Genomic DNA, 23,899 nt, shown 5'->3' with positions numbered 1-23,899 from the left:
TATGGAAACACTTCATTTTGAATTTGTGGCCACAGAGCCACCTGTAAAAAAAGCACTAGTAGGATGTGTTGGTTCAGGTGATTTAGAAATTTTGATGGAACCTGGTGAAACTGGAAAAGCTTCTATTCATGTAGTGACTTCGGTAGATGGCAGTGCAGCACGTTGGCACAATCTTTTCGAACGGATTTTTACTGCGCAAATACCGCCAGCGGTCAATATTGATATTCATGACTTTGGTGCAACTCCTGGTGTCGTTCGCTTACGTCTAGAACAAGCATTGGAGGAAATTGCTCATGACTGATATTCAGAGTTTGTTAAATAAACAAGATTTTATTGAACTTAGCGCCAGAGAGCGTGCCAAAGCGCTATTAGATGAAGGGACTTTTCGAGAGCTACTCGACCCATTTGCACGTGTTATGTCGCCTTGGTTGGCTCAGCAAAATATTGTCCCGCAAGCCGATGATGGTGTGGTGATTGCAAAAGGATCTATTCAAAAACGCCCAGTGGTTTTAATTTCAATTGAAGGTTTATTTCAAGGTGGAAGTTTAGGTGAGGTGGGCGGTGCCAAAATTGCGGGTGCCTTAGAACTTGCAGTTGAAGACAATCTAAAAGGTATTCCAACAGCGGCAATTTTACTTTTGGAAACGGGTGGCGTTCGCTTACAAGAAGCAAATCTCGGTTTGGCTGCAATTGCTGAAATTCAGGCTGCAATTGTGAACTTACGGCAGTATCAACCCGTGATTGCTGTGGTCGCAGGCAGTGTAGGGTGCTTTGGTGGCATGTCAATTGCGGCTGGTCTATGTAGCTATATTGTAATGACACAAGAAGGACGTTTAGGCTTAAATGGCCCGCAAGTGATTGAACAAGAAGCTGGTGTACAAGAATATAACGCCAAAGATCGTCCATTTATATGGAGTATTACTGGTGGTAATCAGCGTTTCGCTAGTGGTTTGGCAGATGCTTATGTTGACGATGATCGCCAGAAAATTCGTCAGCAAGTCATCGATTATTTAACTCAAGGCGTACCACAGCAGCACCGTAGTTCAAACTACTCATTCTATTTAGCGAAGCTACAACAAGTCGATACTGCTGAGCAGATTACCCCAGCACAGGTTCAAGCTTTGTATCAAGGAGAGCAAGCATGAATATCGCCGTTGATACATTAAAAGCATCTACACGTGGTGCACATTGGTTTAAAGCACTCACTCAGGGATTTAAGACAATTGAAGGTTTTCCAGCTTCGGTTTGGGTGGCTGATGGTCAGATTGATCAGCAAGCGGTGCGTGTGATTGCCGTTGTTCAAGACAGCAATAATCTGTTCCCGCGGGCAAAACAAGGTGAAGTTGGACTGCTAGAAGGCTGGAGCTTGGCAAAAGCGGTTGATGACGTGATTCAAGCCGATGTTCATTCAGAAACTAAACGCGGCATTTTATGCTTGGTTGATGTCCTGAGTCAGGCCTATGGGCGCCGCGAAGAATTATTAGGTATTCATCAAGCTTTAGCGGGTGCAGTAGATAGCTATGCTAGAGCCAGATTGGCAGGCCATCCTGTTGTCAGTTTATTGGTTGGTAAGTCGATGTCGGGTGCTTTCCTGGCGCATGGATACCAAGCCAATCGTATTATTGCCTTAAAAGATTCAGGTGTTATGGTGCATGCGATGGGTAAGGAATCTGCTGCACGCGTTACCTTGCGATCGGTTGATGAGTTAGAGCAATTGGCTTCCAGTATTCCTCCAATGGCTTATGACATTGAAAGTTATGCCACACTTGGTTTGTTGTCTGAACTGTTATCTGTTGAAAACCCTGAACAACCGACAACCGATGATCTTTTGTCAGCGAAGCAGGTGATCGCTCAAGCGTTTAAAGAAATTAATGCTGATCAATCTAGAGGATTGGAACAAAGACTTCACGGCCAAAACCGTCAAATGTCTAAAAAGGTCCGTGAATTATTGCGTGAGCAATGGTCATGAAACTTAAGCTCGAAGCCCATGATTTATTGTGGGGCATGACGGTCGATTGCTTGGCCGATAATGCTCCGCTTTGGGTGAAAGAGGTTTTGCTACGAGGTGATCCTGTTGTAGTTCGACGGGCAATTACTCCTGTAGAGCAGGTGGCTGTGGGTGTAAGAGGACAATTTCGCTATCAACGATATGCAGCTCAAATGCCACGATCTGCGATTGGCAGACAACTTAAGCCAGAAGCGCTGACTCACGTGGATACGCAACAGTTTGAGCACTTGGCAGAACGTTTACAGAGAATTTCCAGCATTATGAAAAACTTTTCAGGATGTTGGGGATATACAGGAAGTTTCGGGTTTGAGTTGGCAACGGGCATTAAAACAGTAACCGAGCAAAGTGACATAGATTTATTGATTCGAGCTGAACAACCTTTTACCAAAATGCAGGCGATTGAGCTACTCGAAAATTTTCAGCAAGTAGGGCTGAATGTGGATATACAGCTTCAACTTCCACGAGGTGGTTTGGCATTAAAAGAATGGGCTGGGAACGGTGGAAAAGTTCTATTAAAACGTTCTGATGGTGCTGTTTTAGTAGAAAACCCATGGAATTAGGGAATAGATATCATGGCTTCAATTTGGGTATATCCGGGACAAGGTGTGCAACGAAGCAATATGTTGCACGACTTAGCTCAAACCGCTCTAGCTAAAGAATACCTTGAGCGTGCATCGGATACACTCAAAGAAGATGTCTTGATACTAGATAGTCCGGCTGCATTGCAATCGACACGTGCAGTACAGCTTTGTTTACTGATTTCAGGTGTGGTGAGTTCAGCTTTATTAACAGCGGAAAACTTAACACCTGATTATGTGGCTGGTCTATCAATTGGTGCATGGTCTGCTGCAGTTGTAGCAGAAGTTTTAGCCTTTGAGGATGCTGTTCGTTTGGTTGCCTATCGAGGTGAACTCATGCAAAACGCCTATCCAACTGGCTATGGTATGACTGCTCTGATTGGTACAGAGCGTGCAGCTGTTGAAACATGGGTCAAACAGATTTATGAAATAACGCCAGAGGTGTTTGTCGCAAATATTAATGCACATAACCAGATCGTTATTTCAGGAAGTTTTGAAGCCATGAACCAAGTTGCTGTTTTGGCAAAGCAACAAGGCGTGGTGGCAAAAAAATTAGATGTATCAGTGCCATCGCACTGTGAATTATTAAGTCAGCAAGCAAAGCAACTTGCAGCGTCTATGGAGGGAGTGACTTTAAAGCAGCCTAAAATACGTTATTTAAGTGGTACAACGGCTCGTACGCTTAGCAGGCCAGAACAGATTGGTGATGACTTGGCTTTTAATATGAGTCGAACTGTAGATTGGGAAAGTACCATCCAAGCTGCATGGGAGCGAGGTGTGAGATTGCAGATCGAAGCTTTACCGGGAACGGTACTTACTACACTTGCACGCCGAACATTTAAAGAAGGAACCGTGTTGTCATTTCAAGGGACACGCATAGACACTATTCAGATGGCAATGCAAAAAGAACAGGCAAATAGTTTTTCTTTTTGAGTCAGATTTTACAAAAGCATAAATGATCCAAGGATATGAGGGATTGTCATGATTATATATGGAGTTGGTTTACTCGCACTTTGCACCTTGGTGGGTGTTATTGTTGGCGATTTGTTGGGCGTTTTATTGGGTGTAAAGTCCAATGTTGGTGGCGTGGGTATCGCCATGATTTTACTCATTTGTATACGGTTATGGATGGAAAAACGTGGTGTTATGACAGTTGAAACCGAAAAAGGCGTTTCATTCTGGGGCACCATGTACATTCCTGTTGTTGTTGCCATGGCAGCACAACAAAATGTGGTTACAGCATTATCTAGTGGGCATATGGCACTGTTTGCTGCGGTAGTTTCAGTTATTGTTTGCACACTCACCATTGCGGGCTTAAGCCGCTACAACAAGGCAAGCCCTTTACCGAAGGAAGAAGACACCACATTAAACCGCATTGGAGGCAAAGTTCATGGTTGAATTATTATTAAAGGACTTAACCCATTTAGGTTTAATTACAGCTTTCGCCTTAATTGCTTTAATTATGTGGTTGTCGACTAAGCTATCTAAATATTTAACCAAGGGAAGAGTGCATGCTTCAGCAATTGCGATTGTAATTGGTTTAATCTTGGCATGGTTTGGCGGAAAAATGACAGGCGGTGAAAAAGGTATTACCGATCTTGCACTCTTTACCGGTGTCGGGCTTATGGGTGGTGCAATGCTTCGTGACTTTACCATTGTCGCAACTGCATTTGAGGTACAAGCGACTGAGGCGAAAAAAGCCGGGTTTATTGGAGCCTTCTCTTTATTTCTCGGAACCATTTTGCCATTTATTGTTGGTTGTATGTTTGCGTGGATTTTTGGCTATCGCGATGCGGTGAGTATTACCACAATTGGTGCGGGTGCAGTGACTTACATTGTAGGGCCAGTGACAGGTGCGGCCATTGGAGCAAGTTCTGAGGTCATGGCGCTGTCAATTGCAACGGGGCTGGTGAAAGCAATTTGTGTAATGGTTTCAACACCGCTTACCGCAAAATTTATGGGATTAGACAATCCACGTTCTGCCATGATTTTTGGTGGCTTGGCTGGAACTGTCAGTGGAGTGTCGGCAGGCTTGGCCGCGACAGATCGCCGTTTAGTACCTTATGGTGCACTCACAGCAACGTTCCATACAGGACTTGGCTGTTTAATGGGACCAACAGTTTTATTCTTTGCGGTTAAAGCATTGGTAGGTGGCTAAGCGTCCACGGCTTAAATAAAAAGGGCTGTTGTTATACAAAACAACGGCCCTTATTTTTATCTTTTAAAATTAGAAGCAAACATACGACACTCAGCAATCAGTGCGAGTAAGTTTGGATCTCGTTCTTTACTCTTCAAGAAAACCAAACCAATTTCTTGTTGCATATGATATTGCTGTTTTAGGGGAATAAGCTTAACAGAGCTTTCATAAACCGCAGAAATACGACCCGGTAAAAGGGCAAAACCAACGCCCGAACTGACCATACTAATTAAGGTAAAAATATCGTTCACTTGCAAAGCAACTTTAGGAGAAAAACCTGCTTTTTTAAAAATAATATCGCTATCGTTATGAGTGGCAAAACCCTTAGTTAAAGTTAAAAAAGTTTCTTCTTTTAAAAGGCTTAAATCAATGTCTTTAAAATCGGCATATTTTGAATCTTTATTAACGGCCAAAAAAATGTCATCTGAAAACATTGGCAAAATTTCAAAGTCATCATCTTGAGTGGTTTCATTTAAAGCCACGATAATGGCATCAAGCTCAGTTGCTTTAAGCTTTTTCACCAAATCCTGATTCGAACTCAGCAACAGTTGAATATCAAGCTCACTGCGTCTGAGTTTAAGGCCGCTAATCACATTTGGAATGGTGTTTACCGTCAAAGAATAAAGAGAACCTAGATGTAAAACCTTGGCTGCAAAACCTGCTGCTTCTCTGGTTTTATTTACGGTAATAAAAATGTCTTGTACGATTTTTTGTGCCCTTTCTTCAAAGACATAAGCACTTTTTAAAGGGATGAGGTTACGGCCTTCATTTTTAAAAAGAGGGCAACGTAAAGCGCTCTCTAAAGAGTGTAGTGCTTTGTGAACACTGACATTACTCAGCTGCATTTCTGTGGCTGTTTTAGACAAATTTCCACAGCGCATAAAAGCTAAAAAAATCTGTATTTTTTTAAGGGTGAGTTCTTCATCAATTTCCATATTAATCCTTTGAAACTGTTTCCCTAAAAACTATAGATTTAAGCTATAAAGTTACCACAAAATAAAGACTATAAAATTGTGCTTAGGTCGAAGCATTTCTTTAGAGACTTGCTTCAACTCTTTGTTGAATGGTTTTGATGACTTGATCTAAAGCATTTTGAATTTTAGTGTTCCATTCAAAAGAGCAGTTGATTCGCAAATAATGCTGCTGTGCAGGTAAAACACTAAACAGAGGGCTTGGTGCAACGCCAATGTCTTGCTGAATCAATTCTTCATAAACTTGCATACTATCTAGCGTACTAGGAAGTTTGACCCATAGAAAATAACCACTTGGGTAGTAATACACTTCGCAAGAGCTCGGTAAATGCTGCTTTAAATAGTGATAAAACTGCTTTTTATAACGCTCAAGTGAAAGTCTAAGTGTACGCAAGTGCTTTTCATAATGATGATGAGACAAAAACTCAACCAATGCATTTTGAATGAGAGCATTTACTGAAATGGTGCTCATGAGTTGCAAGTGTTGAATATGGTCTGAAAATTTACCCGCATAGACCCAACCAACCCGAAAACCTGCACCTAATGTTTTAGAAAAAGAAGAGCAGTGAAGCACCAGATTTTGTTGGTCAAAATACTTCATTGAAAGTGGTTTTTGGCCGCCATAAAAAAGCTCCTCATAAACATCATCTTCAATCAAATAAATCTGATGTTCGTGAAGCAGTTTGGCAATTTTATATTTAATGTCATCATTGACGGTAAAACCAATCGGGTTATGGGCATTCAGCATCAGCCAACACACCTTGATTGGATATGTTTGAATAACCTGTTCAAAAGCCTCTAGGTCAAAACCATGCTGAGGATGTTCAGGAATAGTAATCACCTTAAGCCCTAAACGCTCGGCAGCTTGCCAAGCCCCATAAAACACAGTTTGCTGCAATAAAATATAATCGCCAGGTTGAGCGACAGCTTGTAGCGAAAGGTTTAATGCATCTAAGCCGCCTGATGTAATGACAATGTCATCTGGATCGGTCTGTATGCCTTGCATACAGTAGCGCTGAGCAATCAGTTTTCTTAAGGCCAAATTGCCTGGCGGTAGACTTGTGGTTTGGTCATAACTTTGTCTTTGACGCGCAAGCTGTCCCATAATTTGAATGAGTTTGGGTGCTGTTAAAAGCTGACTGTCTGGAAAAGCTGAACCAAAAGGCACGACAGATTCATGTTGAATCGATTTAAGATATTTAAAAACTAAGGAATTAATTTCAATTTTAGAGTTCAGTGAAACAACTGAATAGTGTTCGAGTGGCTTTAGTGCAATTTGCTCGGCAACAAAGTATCCAGACTTTTCTTTTGAATAGATCAGACCTTGTGATTCAAGCTCCTGATAAGCATTCATTACGGTCATTAAACTAAAGCCAGAGCGTTGTACTTGATCTCTTAATGAAGGTAATTTTTCATGCCCACTTAAAGTGCCACTTTCAATGAGTTGGCGAATGCTATGAGCGAGTTGTTCTGATTTATACATGTATGAGCTGCACGAAATAACAAAATGAAAGATGCACTTAATCAATAATAAATGCCGTTTGCAGAATCTACAAACGGCATTTGTTTAGAAAGTTGGAATTACTTTAAGTAAGGGGCTGCATAAATCAATATCACTTTAAACAATCCTGCAATCACAGCTAAGGCTAAAAAACCACCGAGCCATAGCAAAATAAACCATTGGGTTTGATTGAGTTTAACGGATGACTTTTTCATAAAACCCTCCATACTTAATGATAGCCTTCATCACCTACACGGACTTTGTCTCTAAATACCCAGTAAGACACAATGGTGTAAGCAATAATGATTGGAATCAAAATAAGTGCACCGACCAAAGCAAACATTTGGCTTGAATGTGGTGCTGCAGCCTGCCAGATGGTGACTGATGGCGGAATAATATATGGCCATAAACTAATCACGAATCCAGTAAATGCAAGGAAAACAAGAGCCAATGTATATGCAAATGGTTTGAGGTCATGATCTTGCTTTTTACACGCTGATAAAATCAAACCAACAAACAATAAGACCAAAATAGGCACAGGGCTAAAATAGAACAGATTTGGTAAAGAGAACCAGCGATCTGCAATTTCAGGATGAGTCAGAGGTGTATATAAACTTACGCCACCAAAAATAATGAGCAGTGCAATAATCAGCTTTGGCATAAGCTCATACATACGTTGCTGCAAGCCTTTTTCAGTTTTTAAGATGAGCCAGCCACAGCCCAAAGTTGCATACATCGCAACTACACCAATACCTGTAAAGATCGTAAATGGAGATAACCAGTCAAATGGACCACCAGCATAAATACCATTTTCGGTTTTAATCCCTTGGATATAGGCACCTAAAATAATCCCTTGTAGGAAGCTGGTTAAAACTGAACCCCAGATAAAGGCTAAATCCCAAAGATGCTTAGTACGATGAGCTTTAAAGCGGAATTCAAACGCCACGCCACGGAAAATCAGGGCAATCACCATGAAAATGATCGGTAAATAGAGTGCTGATAAAACTGTTGAATAGACCAGTGGAAATGCAGCATATAGACCAGCGCCACCGAGTACCATCCACGTTTCATTACCATCCCAGACAGGGGCCACGGTATTCATCATCACGTCACGTTCTTGGCTGTTCTTAATGAAGGGGAACATAATCCCGATTCCTAAGTCGAAGCCATCCATGACCACATAAATCATGACACCTAAACCGATAATACCGACCCATATTAAAGAAAGATCAATCATGACGGTTCTCCCCAGAGTTTTGTTTGCTGTCAATATTTTCATCGACTGCACTAAGTGGACGCATTGGTGTTTTAAAGTGTCCTACGCCACCAGTTTCAACATTTGGTGAATCAATGAATGATGGACCTTTGTTAATTAGTTTTAAGGTGTAGTAAATACCGCTACCAAATACGATGGTATAGACCACCACAAAAATAAACAGGCTCAGTCCGACCTGATCTGCGGAAACCGTATGTGAAAGTCCATCTTTAGTTCGCATAATGCCGTATACAACCCACGGCTGACGGCCAACCTCAGTAGTTACCCAACCTGCAAGCATAGCGACATAACCAGATGGTCCCATCACCAATGCAAATTTATGGAACCACGAAGTTTCATAGAGTTTTCCACGCTTACGTAACCAAAGTGCAATGAGTGACAAAGTGACCATGAGTACACCAAGACCCACCATCACACGGAAGCTCCAGAAAACAATCGTTGAATTTGGACGATCTTCAGGTGCGAAATCTTTTAAGCCTGTCACTTGGCCATCTAAGCTATGCGTTAAAATTAAGCTACCCAAATAAGGAACACCCACTTCGAAGTGGTTACGTTCTTCTTTCATATCTGGAATTGCAAATAGCAATAATGGCATCGGCTCATTGTGATTGGTTTCCCAGTGACCTTCCATTGCGGCAAGTTTGGCTGGTTGATGTTCACGGGTGTTTAAACCATGGTTATCACCAATGACTACTTGTAAACATGAAGTCACAAGCACCATCCAGAGACCCATCGAGAACGATTTTTTCACCAATTCATCACGACGGCCTTTTACTAAATGCCATGCAGATGTTCCGACGACCAATAATGATGAAACTAAGAAGGCGGCTGCACCCATGTGGGCAAAGCGGTAAGGGAAGGATGGGTTAAAGACAATTGCAAACCAGTCTTTTGGCACAATAATGCCATTTTCGATGGCAAAGCCTTGAGGTGTCTGCATCCAACTATTAGAAGATAGAATCCAGAACATGGAAATACATGTTCCGATGGCAACCATAAGTGTTGCGAAGAAATGGGCTCGAGGACCAACACGTCCCCAACCAAATAACATAATGCCTAAGAAACCTGCTTCTAAGAAGAAGGCACTCAAGACTTCATAGGTAAGTAAAGGACCAGTAATACTTCCGGCGACGCGTGAAAATTCACTCCAGTTAGTACCGAACTGGTAACTCATGACCACGCCCGAGACCACACCCATACCAAAGGCAACGGCAAAGATCTTAATCCAGTATTTAAATAGATCTTTATAAATCGGGTTTTGGGTTCTTAACCACTTCCACTCTAGCACTGCTAAAAAGCAGGCAAGACCGATGGAAGTGGCCGGAAAAATAATATGGAAGGATACTGTAAAAGCAAATTGTATTCGCGCTAATTCTAGAGCGGTTAGACCGAGGCTCATAAACTTTCCCCCTGTGAACTAGCTGATGATGGTTAAATGAGTTAAATACTTATTTTCAGGCAACAAAGTATTCTGACGATTAAACTTGCTTCTGTGATAAATGTTCTTAGCAAGTAAAATGCCAACAGGGTTAAGCAATATAATTGCTTGATATTTCAAGAGAATAGACTGATTGATTGTTCTCAGTCTGTTAACAAAGTTTATGCTTGATGTTGCATTTGTAAAAATGCATGTTGCATTGAAACATTGATGAAATATCTGGCGATATGCAATAGATCGTCTCATGAAAACTACCTACCTTAAGAAGTTTCCTTAATCATGCACTTACTATTTTTGTATATGTAGATACAGAAATTTTTTATAAAACTATAACAGTCTGAAGCATTCATGAGGTGTGCTATAGTTTTTTTTCAAATATCTGTAGCTATGTATCCATTCTTCAAAAGTCCAAAATAAATGAACAAGATTTACGAATGGCCAAAATCACTTTCCAAAACAGAGTAAATGTGACTTTGGGTAATAAGCGCAGAATAGTTTCTTCTCTTTTATTCCTTTGTTGTTTTGCGTGAGGTCTGGTTGTTACGTAGGTTATTAAAGACCTGATTTAAGTGTAGCTCTTCTAAAATAGCTTGGATGTTAAAAAATGTTTATTACTTCTCAACTCAATGTCCTGCATAAAATTATTAAAAATCAGCCTATTCCTGTATCTATATTGGCTCAATTAGAGCAAACCTACGTTAATTTTGAAGCTACTTTATTAAGAGCGAAAGTACTCAGAGACTTTTCTAAATCTGAAACAGTATATTTAATTCAATCTCATATTGAGGCACATCAAAGTAGTGTGGCTTATCTATTTTCACCATTTATTTTTGCTAACTTAAACAAGGCCGCTATTTATACAACGCCTGCAACTGTACCTGTGCTTTCAATTCTTAATAAATATTACCAAGCTGAAAAAAAAGCCTTATTCAAAGTAGATGATGTTTTAGAAAGTCTAAAAATTTATATAGATTTGGAACTTGCAGAGCTTAATGAAGTCGAATTTATTTATCTAAGCTTAATCAAAGCACTGTGCCGAAGTGATATCTCTACAGTTTTTTTAATTACGAGTTTAGACGTAGATGTCGAACATTTAAAAGCACTGGAGCAATTTTTAAAAATAAAAATTTATTGGATTAAAACCACAAAAGATGATGACTTAAAAAACCTCAATAGCTTAGAAATGCGGAAATTATTATTCAAAAATAAGGATGAAACTTATGTCAAATTATGCGCAAAGTTTGCTCAAATGAACGCAGCATTGGTTGGTTTATGCGACACCTTTACTGCTGGTCAAATGACCCACTTAATTGATGATATGTTTTATTCAGAGCATATTTTTGAAAAATTATCTGTCTATTCAGAATATATACAAACACTTCTGCAAAGCCAGCAGAGCATTAGACAAAAAGAGCTATCTTAGGGCTTGAGAGATGAGCTTTTTATGTTTGTGCTTGGGGGGCTTATATAAAGAATGAATACAGTTATAAAAAAATAATCGTTTTCATGTGAAATAAATATTTTATGGTAAAAGCAAAGCAATATTGGTTTTATTTACATGACAAATCTAAATTTTGAGCACCATCTCGGTTCACTAACGCATGCAGCACTTAGTCAGGCCTCAATTATTTCGCGGGTATGGGGTGAAGGACCTTCTGAACGGTATGATGAATTGGCAAAAAATTTCAGACCAACTTTTGCCCGTATTAAAGAAGGGGCTTTAATCCGTGAGCAACAGCATATTTTGCCCTATGAACAACTCCAGTGGCTCAAAGATATTGGTTTTACGCGCTTAAGACTTCCCAAAGCTCATGGTGGCTTTGATGCAACCATTCCTGAACTATTTGCATTGCTCGTTGAACTTGCAGAAGCTGACTCAAACTTACCGCAAGCTTTGCGTGTGCATTTTGGTTTCACTGAAGATGTGTTGGTAAGTAAAGACAAAGCGTTTCAACAGCGTTGGCTTAGCCGAATTGCAAATGGCGAAACGGTGGGTAGTGCATGGTCTGAAGGTGGAAAGGAGTCAATTGATCAGTTCGAAACTCATTTGTATCGAGACAGTGACGGAAAAATTCGTGTTAAAGGTAAAAAATATTACACCACAGGGAGTCTATATGCAGACTGGGTTGACGTTGGTGTAACAGATTTAAAGGGTGAATCTGGCTCGGTTGTTGTTCGCCGTGAAGATGAAGGCGTCGAAATTGTTGATGACTGGAATGGCTTTGGTCAGCAACTCACCGCAAGTGGCACAGCATATTTCCATGATGTATTGGTCGATGAAACTGAAATTTTACCTGATGATGACCGTTTTAAATATTCAGCGGCTTACTATCAACTGGTCCAACTAGCAATCATTACAGGTCTAGGGCGTGCTGCAACCTATGATGTTTCTCAAGCTGTTGCTAAACGGACCCGAAACTACACGCATGCAAATGCTCAATTTGTAAAACAGGATCCGCAAATTTTAGAAGTAGTAGGCCAAATCCGTGGCGCGGCTTACAGTGCCGGGGCGATTGTTGAAAAAGTCGCACAAAGCTTACAACGTGCTTACTTGGCAGCATTTCAAAATAATGAGCAGCTTGAAGAGGAGCAAAATGCACTTGCTGAGCTTGAAAGTGCGCAGTCTCAAACGGTTATTACCGATCTAATTTTAAATGCTTCTACAATTTTATTTGACGCTTTAGGTGCTTCTGCAACAGACAAAGATTTAGGTCTAGATCGATACTGGCGTAATGTACGAACTTTATCTTCACATAACCCGAGAGTATTTAAAAATCGTATTATCGGTGATTTTAGTGTAAACGGCACATTACCACCGTATCAATGGCGAATTGGGAATGTTGCTAAACAATAAATTATAGTTTTAGATATTAAGCTGCTGTTTTAGTGGCTTAATATTGTTTTGGTTGTTTAAATTAAATTATAAAAATATATTAGAATAAAATCATATTTTGTTTGGGGTTTATATTATAAAGAAAACATAAAAATTGCTTTAGTATAAAAATTAAATAAAATGCTGGTTGATATTTTATGACTAAGAAAATTAGTTTTAATGCTTTTGAAATGAATTGTATTGCCCATCAATCTCCTGGATTATGGCGACATCCTCAAGATCGATCTGTTGAATATAAAGATCTAGAATATTGGACAGATTTAGCACAAATTCTTGAGCGTGGTTTTTTTGACGGTATTTTTATTGCAGATGTGCTTGGTATTTATGACGTTTATCATCAAAGTGCTGAACATGCCTTAACAGGTGCAGTACAAGTTCCGGTCAATGATCCGCTACAGATTGTGCCAGCGATGGCAGCAGTCACAAAGCACCTGGGTTTTGGTGTGACTACATCTATTTCCTTTGAGCATCCTTATCCTTTTGCTAGACGTATTAGTACTTTAGATCATTTAACCAAAGGACGAGTTGGATGGAATATCGTGACGTCTTATTTGGAAAGTGGTTCGAAAAACTTGGGCCTAAAAACTCAGGTTAATCATGACAATCGTTATGATATTGCTGATGAATACTTAGAAGTCCTTTACAAACTTTGGGAAGGTTCTTGGGAAGAAGGTTCGGTACTTCGTGATCGTGAAAGTGGTATCTTTGCTGACCATAAAAAAGTGCATCCAATTCAGCACGAGGGTAAATACTTTACTGTACCGGGTATCCATATTTGTGAACCATCACCGCAGCGAACACCAGTACTTTACCAAGCAGGCGCATCTTCACGCGGGCAGAAGTTTGCAAGTCAAAATGCCGAGTGCGTATTCATAGCAGCGCCGTCTAAAATTGCCACTAAAAAAGTGGTACAGGGCATTCGTCAAAAATTGGCTCAAGAAGGTCGCGACCCGTACTCTGTCAAAATTTATGCACTTTTGTCGATTGTCACTGATGAAACCGATGCAAAAGCACAAGCTAAGTTTAAAGAATATCAAAGCTATGGAAGCTACGATGGGGCGTTAACATTACTGTCTGGCTGGTCGGGTGTTGATTTTTCACAATATCAACCAACTGACAAAGTTGAATATATTCAAACCAACGCGATTCAATCTTTATTAGATTCTTATGTAAATGCAGACCCAGAACGTGTTTGGACCATTGAAGAAATTGCAAATTGGAACAGTTTAGGTGGTAATGGACCTGTGTTAGTGGGTTCGGCAGAAACTGTTTCGGATGCTTTACAGCAATGGGTTGAAGATACCGATATTGATGGCTTTAACCTTGCCTATATTTTGGCTCATCAAACCTTTGCCGATGTGGTTGAGTTTATTGTGCCAGAGTTGCAAAAACGTGGGGTATATCAAACCTCATATGCACAAGGAACATTAAGAGAAAAACTATTTGGTGCTGGACCATATTTGCCTGAAAATCACCGCGGTGCAAAATATCGTAATCTAAAAGAGTTAAAACTTGCTGAGGCGAGTTAATATTTTGGAAAACCTTTAAATAAATAGCTGGTTAAATACCAGCTTTTATTTTATCTTTTTATATCGGTTTTAATGCTGAGTTAATAATGAAAAGATAATTCTATAATTGAGATTAAAACATCAGATTAATTTGTTTTTGTATTATGTGAATAATCATTATTTTGTTCCTGTTATTAAAATTCAGGAATTATTAAGTGAGCACACAAGAACTCGATCATAACCATCGTTATGAAATTAAATCTCCCGATGATGTTTCACAATTAATTTCAAAATTTGCAGGGAAGGGTAAATCGAATAAAGTTATTTGGTTGGCACTAATTGGGGTATTTATTGATGCCTATGATTTAACAACGCTCTCTTTTGGTATTGAGCAAGTCATCTCAGAGTTTTCTTTAAGCCCTGTGATGACTGGGGTCGTAGCTTCAGCAATTGTCTGCGGAACCATTGTTGGTAACCTGATTGGAGGTTGGCTGACAGATAAAATTGGCCGTTATCGGGTCTTTATGGCGGACATGGTGCTCTTTGTCATTGCGGCAATTGTCGCTGGTTTTGCACCAAATGTTTGGGTTTTGATTTTAGCCCGATTTATTATGGGAATTAGTGTTGGTATTGATTTGCCTGTGGCAATGTCATACTTATCTGAGTTTTCCAAATTTAACGGTAGTAGCAACAAGGCAGCGCGGTTAGCCGCATGGTGCCCAATGTGGTATGCCGCTTCTTCGGTCTGTTTTGGTCTAGTTCTGGCGCTTTATTTTCTTTTACCCCCTGAGCATAGCAACTGGTTATGGCGAGCATCTTTAATTTTTGGAGCAGTGCCAGCGTTACTCATTATTTTTATTCGCGGTAAATATTTAACTGAATCACCCATTTGGCTTGCAAACCAAGGCGATTTAAAAGGTGCAGCTAAAGTTCTACAAGAGTCCTATGCAATTAATGCAGTCGCTACAGTTGAAAAAGTAGAAAGAACTGCTGAAAAGAAAAAGCGCGAGGGGTTTGCAGTTTTATTTAATAAAACCTATTTGCCAAGAACGATTGTGGCAATTGTGATTCACATTTCGGTGGCATTTCAGTACACGACCATTGCCTTCTTTTTACCTTCTATTTTAACGCGTTTCTTCCATACAGATGTCTTGACGACCATTACCACCACACTTGGACTTAATTTATTATTTGCATTTACGGGCGGGCTGTTAGGCGTATTTGTTGCTAGCAGATTTAAATCTCGTCATGTGTTGCTTACAGGCTTTTTACTCCAGTTTATAGCCCTCATTGCCTTAGCATTAATTGGTGAACCCGGTAATAGTTTTTTACTCTACACCGCAATTGGCATGCTAGGTTTATGGCTTTTTGCTGAAGGTTTTGGGCCAGGTGCACAAATGATGGTGTATCCAACTATGGCTTATCCAGCTTCGATTCGTGGCGTTGGGGTCGGCTTTAACCGTGCAGTAACGGGTGTTGCTCAAGCAATTGCTTTGTTTGTTTTACCGATCTGGATGGCGGGATATAAAACCGATGTTTACCTGATTATTTCTATCTTTGCATTTATTCCTTTAATTGTGATTGGGCTACTGATTAAGTTTGAGCCTACTGCTCAAGATGTCGATGTGATTGATGAAGATAAAGCAGAACTTCCTCTCAATAATTCACCAGTAATCGACTAGAGTAAAAATAGATATCTAAATGAAAACAAAGGCCAACATCTGTTGGCCTTTGTTTTTTTGAGTTAGAAGTAATAAGCAAAAATCACAAATGCTTTTTTGTTCCATTTATCATTGCTTCCGCCAGCCGCAAGACCTTCACTGTCTCCTAGATATGGATCGTGTTTACCCACCAGCAACTCGGCTTGTACTGTCAATTTTTGATAGTTAAAGGCAATGCCGGGAATAAAACGGGTGGAGTCTTTAAAGCCATCTTGCTCTTTTCGATAAGAACTATAGTTTAAGTACGGGCGAATAGAGGTAATTGGGCCAAACTGCTGAGGAAATAAATAGCTGAGTTCGGCTGAGTAAATCTGACCTTTGGTTGCAGAGTTGAATGAATAATCGAAACCGCCCAAAGTCAGGTGGTCTTTATATTGAGCGTCGGCATTATCAATGTCTTGATAACCAGCTAAAAGCTGTAAATTCCATTGATTGTAATTGGTATTGCTAAAAACTGAATAGACTTGGCGATCGCCATCTTGCCCTGAACGTTTATTTTCAATGGTGGAATACCATGCAGAGGCACCCAGTTGAGTAGAGAAATTTTCTTGGCCTAAGACATTTTTAAAGGTATGAGCACCGCGAACAACAATGGAGTTCTTTTCTTTAGTATTGGTGCCTTGTGGTACAGAGTCATCCGCATTGACTGGGTTGATACTAAATCGACTCGAGTCTTTGCTTTTACCTCTATAGGTGCCACCATCGGTAGGATAAAAGGCGAGTTGTGCTTCATTGATTCCATCATTGAAATCATATTTTACGCCAAGGTTATGTACATCTTCCCAACCTGCACTATTGGCAATGCCTAAATAATAAGTATTTCCCCAAAAGCGACCCAAGCCAAAAGGAACTGGGTTTAAGCCAGCAATAATTTTACTGTTGTCATTAATTTTATAACCCAACCACGCATCGGTAAGCCAATTGGCATCGCCTAAACGCCCGTAATATTCATAAACCCGATAATCTAGGTGGCCAATCCATTTCGGGGAGTTGTAATCTAGCCATAATACCGCGTCATTAAAGGAAAATTTACTGGTAGTGGGGTCAGAGTCAAAATCATAAACATATTTAGCTCGAACAGTACCACTCACTTTAAGTTGACCTTCTTCAGCATTACCAAAGGTAAGAGCCGCATGACTTGAAAGGCTGAATGTAATCAAAGACGTTGTAATTAATGTTTTTTTCAAAAATTGAGAATGTTTAAACAAAAGAATTTTTCTCCTCTTAAAAATAAAAATTAAATTTGCGTCATGTATAAACCAGAAAAAGATTTGTTCAAATCTTAATATTTGCAGAAGTTTTAAGATAAAAAGATAATAAAATCTGAACTTTATATAAAAGAATGAAAATTAATTAGATGCAAAACTCTGGATGCAATAAGCAAAAAATAAAAATGACGAAATGAGTAGGATAAAATAATTAGAGTAGGTATGTCAGGTTTTTCTCATCATGTGTTTTTTGAATATCCTTTTTAATTATTGATATATAAGTATTTTAATTTTATGGCTAATCTGTAAGGCTTGTTGATATTTGCTTTTTACCAAAAGATAAAAACTTATATGAAAAAGTTATTTATCAAAAATAGATAAGCAACTCATATTTTTTTATTTTTCATTATAAAGCCAGCTGCATACCATGAGCTTATATTATTGAAAGATCATGAAATTATGAGCACAAAGACCAAACCGTTGATTATCACGGCAATTGTGGTTGTAGCAATTGTTGCATTTATCGTATGGCAAAATAAAAAAGACAATAATACAAGTGCTTCAGTTCGCGACAGCAAACCTGTCGTAATTGCCTACCAAACAGGGGTGGACCCAAGCAAAGTTGCCCAGGCCAATGGGGAATATGAAAAACATAGCCAACGTAATATTCAATGGAAAAAATTTGATGCGGGTTCAGATGTTGTAAACGCACTTGCTTCAGGTGATGTCGTACTTGGCAATATTGGCTCAAGTCCACTTGCTGCTGCGGCAAGCCGTGATTTACCGATTGAAGTATTCTTAATTACATCAAAACTTGGTGGGTCTGAAGCATTAGTAGTAAGTAATAAATCAGGCATTAAAACTCCTCAAGATTTAATTGGCAAAACCGTTGCTGTACCGTTTGTATCAACCACGCATTACAGCCTTTTGTCTGCACTTAAACATTGGAACATTCCAGAAGACAAAGTAAAAATTATTAACTTGCGTCCACCTGAAATTTCAGCTGCTTGGGAACGTGGTGATATTGATGCAGCATATGTGTGGGAACCTGCTTTAAGTAAAGCCAAAGCATCTGGTACGGTTTTAACCGACTCAAAACAAGTGGGCGAATGGGGTGCTCCAACTTATGACTTATGGGTTGTGCGTAAAGATTTTGCAGAGAAAAATCCTGATTTCTTAAAAGCTTTTGTTAAAACTACGCTTGAGCAGCTTGAAAAATATAATCAAGATCCAGCCGCTTACGTTAAAGATGCCGATAACGTGCAAAAAATTGCGCAGCTTACAGGTTCTGATCCAAAAGATATCCCACTTTTATTAAGTGGAAATATTTACCTAGACCACGCTCAGCAAAAACAAACGTTAGATGGTGAATTTGCGCAAAATATTTTTGATACAGCGAAGTTCTTAAAAGGTCAGGGCAAGGTCGATCAACTTAAAGCCGATTATAAAGGCAATGTGAATTCTTCATTTTTGCAGCCTTAAGGAGTTGTCATGAGTGTACTAGAAGCCAAACATATTCATCTGACTTTTCCTAAACAGCAAAAGCCAGTTTTACAAGACATTAACCTAACCATTGAAGAAGGTTCTTTAACCGTGATTTTAGGCGAGTCAGGTTGTGGCAAAACAACTTTGCTTAATATCTTGGCGGGGTTTCAAAAGCCGAGTTCAGGTGATGTGCTTGTAAATCACGAAGTGGTAAATGGACCAGATGTAACCCGCGCTGTCGTGTTTCAGGATCATGCACTCCTTCCTTGGTTGAATGTTGCAGATAATGTTGGCTTCGCTTTGCAGTTAAAAGGTTTAAAGCGCGCGGATATCGAAGCACAAGTGCACGCAATTTTAAAAATTGTAGGTTTAAGTCACGTTGAAAAAGCCAATATTTGGGAACTTTCCGGCGGTATGAAACAACGTGTTGGTATTGCCAGAGCTTTGATCAGCCACGCGCCGTTTATTTTATTAGATGAACCTTTTGCGGCATTAGATGCTTTTACGCGTGAAAACATGCAGCAGTTAGTGCTCGATTTATGGATTCAACAAAATAAAAGCTTCTTTTTAATTACACATGACATTGAAGAAGCATTATTACTCAGCAATCAGTTAGTACTGATGACAGCACATCCGGGCAAAATTGTAGAAACTCTACATCTCGATTTTGCTAATCGATATCGTCAGGGCGAGTCTATTCGCTCAATTAAATCGGACCCTCAATTTATTCAGCTCAGAGAACAGCTATTTGAAAGCTTAAGAGCACAAAAGCAAAGCGGTAAGGAGGCGTTAACCACATGAGTACTAAAGATAACGTCTATGAATATGACAAAGCAGGGCTAAAACTTAAGCCAGATGTGCAAACAGAAAATGCTTCATTTCTATCGTCATTTTTTGAGAAGCATCGCACTTTGGCGGTCAGCATAATTAGTGTGGGAAGTGTGGTTGCACTTTGGTTCCTCATTACTGCTTTGCATGTCGTACCTGAATTGTTTTTACCGAGCCCACAGGCAGTCTGGCAAAAATTTATATCGGTCAGCCAAGAAGGCTTTATGAAGGCTACTTTGTGGCAACACTTGGCAGCCAGTATCTCTCGTGTGTTTTTAGCTTTGATTGCCGCCGTGGTGATTGGTGTACCCCTGGGCTTATGGATGGGTCTGAACAAATGGGTTCGCGCTGTTCTAGATCCTTTGGTTGAATTATTACGTCCAATTCCGCCGTTAGCTTATTTACCCTTACTCGTAATTTGGTTCGGTATTGGCGAAACCACAAAAGTACTTTTGATTTTCTTCTCGATTTTGGCGCCTGTCATCATTAGTAGTGCGCATGGTGTGTTAAGCCATCAGCTTAATCGTGAACGTGCTGCACTGTCGCTAGGAGCAAGTCAGGCACAAGTATTTTGGCATGTCATTTTACCAACAGCTTTACCCCATATTATTACCGGTATTCGTATTGGTCTTGGGGTGGGCTGGTCAACATTAGTTGCAGCAGAATTGGTTGCAGCGGACCGTGGTATTGGTTTTATGGTGCAATCGGCAGCACAGTTCTTAATTACCGATACGGTGATTTTGGGCATTATTGTGATTGCAATTGTCGCAGTTAGTTTTGAGCTGTTTTTACGTTGGTTACAAAAACAGTTTTCTCCTTGGTATGGTCAGCAGTTGTAGTAAAGAAGATGAATACAGTAGTAGCAAACTTAAATATAGAAGTGATCAAGCCTACCATTGGCGCAATTATTCACGATATTGATTTGAATGCGTTAAATGAACAGACAACGCAACAAATCCAGCAGGCTTTGCTTGATCATCAGGTCATTTTTTTTCGAAAGCAACAATTAGCGCCACAAGCACAAGCAGACTTGGCACGCAGTTTTGGCAGCTTACATGTGCACCCGATTTATCCTTCAATTGAAGATGTGCCTGAGGTGATGGTGCTCGACAGTTGGAAACAAGACTTGCGTGACAATGAACTTTGGCACACAGATGTGACTTTTAGTAAAAATCCACCTTTAGGTTGTGTGTTGCAAGCCATTAAAATTCCACCTGTCGGCGGTGACACCCTGTGGTCGAGCAACACAGCAGCTGTTAAAGGGCTTTCGCTTGAGTTACAGCAAAAATTGCGTGGCTTAACTGCAACACACGATATTCGTAAGTCTTTTCCACTTGAGCGTTTTGCTCATAACGAAGAAGAACGTGAAAAGCTTTTGCAAACATTTAAGCGTAATCCACCAGTGGTTCACCCAGTGGTGCGTACCCATCCGGTTACAGGTGAGCCTTTGTTGTTTGTAAGCGAGGGTTTTACCACTCGCATTAATGAGTTACCTGAACAAGAAAGTGAGCAATTACTTAATTTCTTGTTTGAACATGCGACCCAAGAGCAATTTCATTTGCGTTGGAAGTGGCAAGATGGTGATATCGCGATTTGGGATAACCGTTGTACGCAACATAAAGCATTATTTGATTATGGCGATGCTCATCGCATCATGCACCGTGCAACCATTAACGGTGATGTGCCATTTTATAAAAATGAACAACAGCCAGAGTTAGCTGTAGTTTAATTCTTTGGTTTTCAGCCGTTTCAATTCCAACGCAGCGTTTTGAGTTGGAATTGAAACAATAGCTCTTTAGTGCATTCCAAATCCTGACAATATGCCTGTGTAACTCTTTACAGGAGGTGAGGCCCAATCACCAACTTTGCTGGTTTTTAAATTTAACTGAACTAACATTTCAGCTTGTTTAACTGCTGCTGCAACGCCGTCAATAACAATCACTCCCAACTCGTTTTGTAGCTTTAGACATAAATCACTCATACCTGCACAGCCCAAAACAATCGCATCGCTTTTATCTTCCGCTAGTGCTTTTTTGCACTCATCTCGTATGGTTCGATAAGCATCTGAGTCAGGAAGCTCCAACTCTTCAACTGCAATGTCACAAGCTCGAATATTTTTGCAAAATGGTGTAGCCCCATAGCGATGAGCCAGATGCCAACTCATATTCACTGTGCGTTGTAAGGTTGTGACCACACTAAAACCGGTACTTACATAACTTGCAGTTCTCATAGCTGCTTCGGCAATACCAATCACAGGTGCTGAAGTCATTTCACGGGCAGCATAAAGCGCAGGGTCACCAAAACAGGCAATAACATAAGCATCTACACCTAGAAGTTCACCTTGGTGAATTTCCTCCAGCACACCTACTGCACTTAGGGCCTCATCATAATAACTTTCAATCGTTGCAGGGCCCATTTGAGGACTCACTGCAATAATTTGAGTATCAGAACCTGCGACTATCTTTGCTGATGCAGCAATTTTGTCTGTCATGCTTTTGGTGGTATTGGGATTAATAATTTTAATTTTCATTGTACTTTTACCTTAGTCATTGCTGATTTAGCATGGGCAAGCGGTTGGTTAAGAAATCGGTAAATGACAAAACCGAATCCCATCCCAATAAACCATGTAAAATTAGCTAGCCCTGATAGTTGTGGTAAAAGTACGCAGAGAATAGGAATTAATGAAGCTGGAATTAAGGCATAAAAGGCAGAGTGGTTATAACCATTTTTGTACCAATACAAACCTTTGGTATCTAAGGTATATAAATCATCTACTTCGATTTTTTGTTTTTTAACAAGGTAAAAATCGGCTAACAATACACCAAAAAGTGGGCCAATAAATGCACCTAAAATATCAATGGTGTAATGGATCACTTGAGGATTATTAAACAAATTCCATGGGGTAATGAAAATCGAACCAACTGCTGCAATCATTCCACCCATGCGCCAACTAATTTTGCTTGGTGAAACATTAGAAAAATCAAAGGCAGGTGAAACAAAGTTAGCGACAATATTAATTCCAATGGTGGCGATCATTAAGGTCAAGCTGCCTAAAATCACCACAAAGGTGTTATCAAGTTTTCCAACCATCTCGACAGGGTCTGTAATGAGCTTGCCGTAGACTGGAAGCGTTGCCGCAATACACACCACAGTAAGTAAAGAAAAGCCTAAGAAGTTAATTGGTAAGCCAAGAAAGTTTCCCATTTTAATGGCATTAAAACTTTTGCCATAACGAGAGAAGTCACCAAAGTTCAGCATAGGCCCTGAAAAATATGAGACAACAAGCGCAATAGCACCAATCATGACTGGTACAACCGCAAAACCGTCGTATTGAACACCGCTCAAGTTTAAATCAATATTTTGCCAGCCAGCTTTCCAGATCAGCCATACTGCCATCGCAAACATCACAACATAGACAGCTGGACCTGCCCAGTCAATGAATTTACGAATGCTGTCCATGCCAGACCAAAAAACAATCGCTTGTAGTAACCAAAGCAGCATGAAGCCAACCCATCCTAAAAAGGACAGTCCAAGAAATCCATAAGTTGAAACATCGGCATAGACCGACCATTCTGGAAAGAACTTTAAAATGACCAATAAGAAAGCACTTGATGCCAAATAGGTTTGAATGCCATACCACGCGACAGCAATAAGACCACGAATAACGGCAGGAATATTTGCACCAATCACACCGAAGGTTGCGCGGCAAATAACAGGATAGGGCGTACCAGTTTGTTGGCTAGACTTGGCAATGAGGTTTGTAAAAAACTGAACTATGGCAATGCCGATGAGTAAAGATAAAAGTACCTGCCAGCTATTGAGCCCAAGTGCAAAAAGGCTCCCAGCCATGACATAACCGCCGACACTATGAACATCAGACATCCAGAAAGCAAAAATATTATAAGCGCCCCATGTTTGCTTTTTTAAAGGAGCTAAGTCTTGATTTGTCAGTTTTGCATCATAAGAAGGTTTAATTATTGCTTCGGTATTATTCATCTTGAATACTCACTTCCTTAAGATGGAGGCACTTTCAGCAGCATTGTTTTTTCTGTCTAAAAGAATGAAATTAAAATTGTGTACAATGTTGTATTTAGATTGTGCACAATTTTAATTGAGCAAAAGTTATGCCAAATTTAAGAAGTAGCGCTTATGAGTTATTTAAACTGGTATGAATTTTGGATATGAAGAGACAGATTTATAAAATGAAAAGTGCTTAATTTTTATAAAAAGTAAGTAAATTTAGGTGTATAAGTGGATATTTAGAGATCTAATATTGAATTATTCGGT

The 23,899-nt window shown here is 39.9% G+C and carries 23 protein-coding genes; 15 read left to right on the top strand and 8 right to left on the bottom strand.

The features are described from left to right. Nucleotide 1 precedes the first annotated feature (1 nt). Genes QLG01_RS15670 through madM form a run of 7 tightly spaced genes read left to right on the top strand, consistent with a single transcriptional unit; the run spans nt 2 to nt 4,744 of the window. Entirely contained in the window at nt 2-301 is a 300-nt protein-coding gene (locus QLG01_RS15670; protein ID WP_000448955.1) for a malonate decarboxylase subunit delta, read from the top strand. Then, nucleotides 294-1,145: a biotin-independent malonate decarboxylase subunit beta gene (locus QLG01_RS15665; protein WP_282496890.1), complete on the top strand. Its 852-nt coding sequence runs from the start codon at nt 294-296 to the stop codon at nt 1,143-1,145. Before QLG01_RS15670 ends, QLG01_RS15665 begins: the two co-directional genes overlap by 8 nt. Then, nucleotides 1,142-1,969, top strand: a complete 828-nt coding sequence (gene mdcE, locus QLG01_RS15660; RefSeq protein WP_282496889.1) for a biotin-independent malonate decarboxylase subunit gamma — start codon at nt 1,142-1,144, stop codon at nt 1,967-1,969. Before QLG01_RS15665 ends, mdcE begins: the two co-directional genes overlap by 4 nt. After that, nucleotides 1,960-2,568, top strand: coding sequence for a malonate decarboxylase holo-ACP synthase (locus QLG01_RS15655; RefSeq protein ID WP_282496888.1), 609 nt, complete (start codon nt 1,960-1,962; stop codon nt 2,566-2,568). Before mdcE ends, QLG01_RS15655 begins: the two co-directional genes overlap by 10 nt. Before the next feature lie 12 nt (nt 2,569-2,580). Then, nucleotides 2,581-3,519: a malonate decarboxylase subunit epsilon gene (gene mdcH, locus QLG01_RS15650; protein WP_282496887.1), complete on the top strand. Its 939-nt coding sequence runs from the start codon at nt 2,581-2,583 to the stop codon at nt 3,517-3,519. A 48-nt stretch (nt 3,520-3,567) separates the two neighbouring features. After that, nucleotides 3,568-3,984 (top strand): malonate transporter subunit MadL, encoded by a 417-nt coding sequence (gene madL / locus QLG01_RS15645; protein WP_005132242.1) that lies wholly within the window; start codon nt 3,568-3,570, stop codon nt 3,982-3,984. Next, nucleotides 3,977-4,744 carry a malonate transporter subunit MadM gene (gene madM / locus QLG01_RS15640; protein WP_282496886.1) on the top strand — a complete coding sequence of 256 codons (768 nt, stop codon included), beginning with the start codon at nt 3,977-3,979 and terminating at the stop codon, nt 4,742-4,744. The genes madL and madM overlap by 8 nt, the downstream gene beginning before the upstream one ends. Before the next feature lie 56 nt (nt 4,745-4,800). On the opposite strand, the gene QLG01_RS15635 is transcribed toward madM, so the two are convergent. The 5 genes from QLG01_RS15635 to QLG01_RS15615 form a co-directional block, all read right to left on the bottom strand. Next, entirely contained in the window at nt 4,801-5,718 is a 918-nt protein-coding gene (locus tag QLG01_RS15635; protein WP_002114202.1) for a LysR family transcriptional regulator, read from the bottom strand. Nucleotides 5,719-5,818: 100 nt separating this feature from the next. Further along, complete coding sequence (locus QLG01_RS15630) at nt 5,819-7,237, bottom strand: PLP-dependent aminotransferase family protein (RefSeq protein ID WP_282496885.1); 1,419 nt, start codon at nt 7,235-7,237, stop codon at nt 5,819-5,821. A 98-nt stretch (nt 7,238-7,335) separates the two neighbouring features. Then, nucleotides 7,336-7,470: a hypothetical protein gene (locus QLG01_RS15625; protein ID WP_000749813.1), complete on the bottom strand. Its 135-nt coding sequence runs from the start codon at nt 7,468-7,470 to the stop codon at nt 7,336-7,338. Nucleotides 7,471-7,484: 14 nt separating this feature from the next. Next, entirely contained in the window at nt 7,485-8,492 is a 1,008-nt protein-coding gene (gene cydB, locus QLG01_RS15620; RefSeq protein WP_060466432.1) for a cytochrome d ubiquinol oxidase subunit II, read from the bottom strand. Next, nucleotides 8,485-9,930, bottom strand: a complete 1,446-nt coding sequence (locus QLG01_RS15615) for a cytochrome ubiquinol oxidase subunit I (protein WP_013198175.1) — start codon at nt 9,928-9,930, stop codon at nt 8,485-8,487. Before QLG01_RS15615 ends, cydB begins: the two co-directional genes overlap by 8 nt. 643 nt (nt 9,931-10,573) lie before the next feature. On the opposite strand from QLG01_RS15615, the gene QLG01_RS15610 reads away from it, so the two are divergent. The 4 genes from QLG01_RS15610 to QLG01_RS15595 all read left to right on the top strand — a co-directional run bounded on the left by QLG01_RS15610 (nt 10,574) and on the right by QLG01_RS15595 (nt 16,052). Then, a complete protein-coding gene (locus tag QLG01_RS15610; RefSeq protein WP_192454720.1) occupies nt 10,574-11,392 on the top strand; it encodes a hypothetical protein in 819 nt (272 codons plus the stop codon). 135 nt (nt 11,393-11,527) lie between these two features. After that, nucleotides 11,528-12,823 carry an acyl-CoA dehydrogenase family protein gene (locus QLG01_RS15605; protein ID WP_282496884.1) on the top strand — a complete coding sequence of 432 codons (1,296 nt, stop codon included), beginning with the start codon at nt 11,528-11,530 and terminating at the stop codon, nt 12,821-12,823. 176 nt (nt 12,824-12,999) lie between these two features. Further along, nucleotides 13,000-14,391 carry an LLM class flavin-dependent oxidoreductase gene (locus QLG01_RS15600; RefSeq protein WP_004642499.1) on the top strand — a complete coding sequence of 464 codons (1,392 nt, stop codon included), beginning with the start codon at nt 13,000-13,002 and terminating at the stop codon, nt 14,389-14,391. Between the two features lie 194 nt (nt 14,392-14,585). After that, nucleotides 14,586-16,052, top strand: a complete 1,467-nt coding sequence (locus tag QLG01_RS15595) for an MFS transporter (protein WP_013198172.1) — start codon at nt 14,586-14,588, stop codon at nt 16,050-16,052. A 62-nt stretch (nt 16,053-16,114) separates the two neighbouring features. Here QLG01_RS15595 and QLG01_RS15590 read toward each other — a convergent pair whose 3' ends face one another. Next, complete coding sequence (locus QLG01_RS15590; RefSeq protein ID WP_282496883.1) at nt 16,115-17,299, bottom strand: hypothetical protein; 1,185 nt, start codon at nt 17,297-17,299, stop codon at nt 16,115-16,117. Nucleotides 17,300-17,740: 441 nt separating this feature from the next. Here QLG01_RS15590 and tauA point away from each other — a divergent pair, with 441 nt between their 5' ends. The 4 genes from tauA to tauD are packed head-to-tail and all read left to right on the top strand — an operon-like array spanning nt 17,741 to nt 21,341. Then, nucleotides 17,741-18,781, top strand: coding sequence for a taurine ABC transporter substrate-binding protein (tauA, locus tag QLG01_RS15585; RefSeq protein ID WP_282496882.1), 1,041 nt, complete (start codon nt 17,741-17,743; stop codon nt 18,779-18,781). Between the two features lie 9 nt (nt 18,782-18,790). Then, nucleotides 18,791-19,585 carry an ATP-binding cassette domain-containing protein gene (locus tag QLG01_RS15580; RefSeq protein WP_151987873.1) on the top strand — a complete coding sequence of 265 codons (795 nt, stop codon included), beginning with the start codon at nt 18,791-18,793 and terminating at the stop codon, nt 19,583-19,585. Continuing rightward, on the top strand, nt 19,582-20,451 hold the full coding sequence (tauC, locus tag QLG01_RS15575; protein WP_002114284.1) for a taurine ABC transporter permease TauC: 870 nt from the start codon (nt 19,582-19,584) through the stop codon (nt 20,449-20,451). The genes QLG01_RS15580 and tauC overlap by 4 nt, the downstream gene beginning before the upstream one ends. A gap of 8 nt (nt 20,452-20,459) precedes the next feature. After that, nucleotides 20,460-21,341 carry a taurine dioxygenase gene (tauD, locus tag QLG01_RS15570; protein ID WP_282496881.1) on the top strand — a complete coding sequence of 294 codons (882 nt, stop codon included), beginning with the start codon at nt 20,460-20,462 and terminating at the stop codon, nt 21,339-21,341. A 66-nt stretch (nt 21,342-21,407) separates the two neighbouring features. Here the strand turns inward: tauD and QLG01_RS15565 are convergent, their stop codons facing one another. Both QLG01_RS15565 and QLG01_RS15560 read right to left on the bottom strand, forming a co-directional pair. After that, on the bottom strand, nt 21,408-22,142 hold the full coding sequence (locus tag QLG01_RS15565) for an aspartate/glutamate racemase family protein (protein ID WP_282496880.1): 735 nt from the start codon (nt 22,140-22,142) through the stop codon (nt 21,408-21,410). Beyond that, nucleotides 22,139-23,608 (bottom strand): NCS1 family nucleobase:cation symporter-1, encoded by a 1,470-nt coding sequence (locus tag QLG01_RS15560; RefSeq protein WP_282496879.1) that lies wholly within the window; start codon nt 23,606-23,608, stop codon nt 22,139-22,141. Before QLG01_RS15560 ends, QLG01_RS15565 begins: the two co-directional genes overlap by 4 nt. Nucleotides 23,609-23,899: the final 291 nt, after the last annotated feature.

Source organism: Acinetobacter sp. V89_4, assembly GCF_029967875.1.
Classification (GTDB): Bacteria; Pseudomonadota; Gammaproteobacteria; order Pseudomonadales; family Moraxellaceae; genus Acinetobacter; species Acinetobacter oleivorans.
Note: the sequence above shows the minus strand (reverse complement) of the source record. Positions and strands in the feature narration are given on the sequence as shown.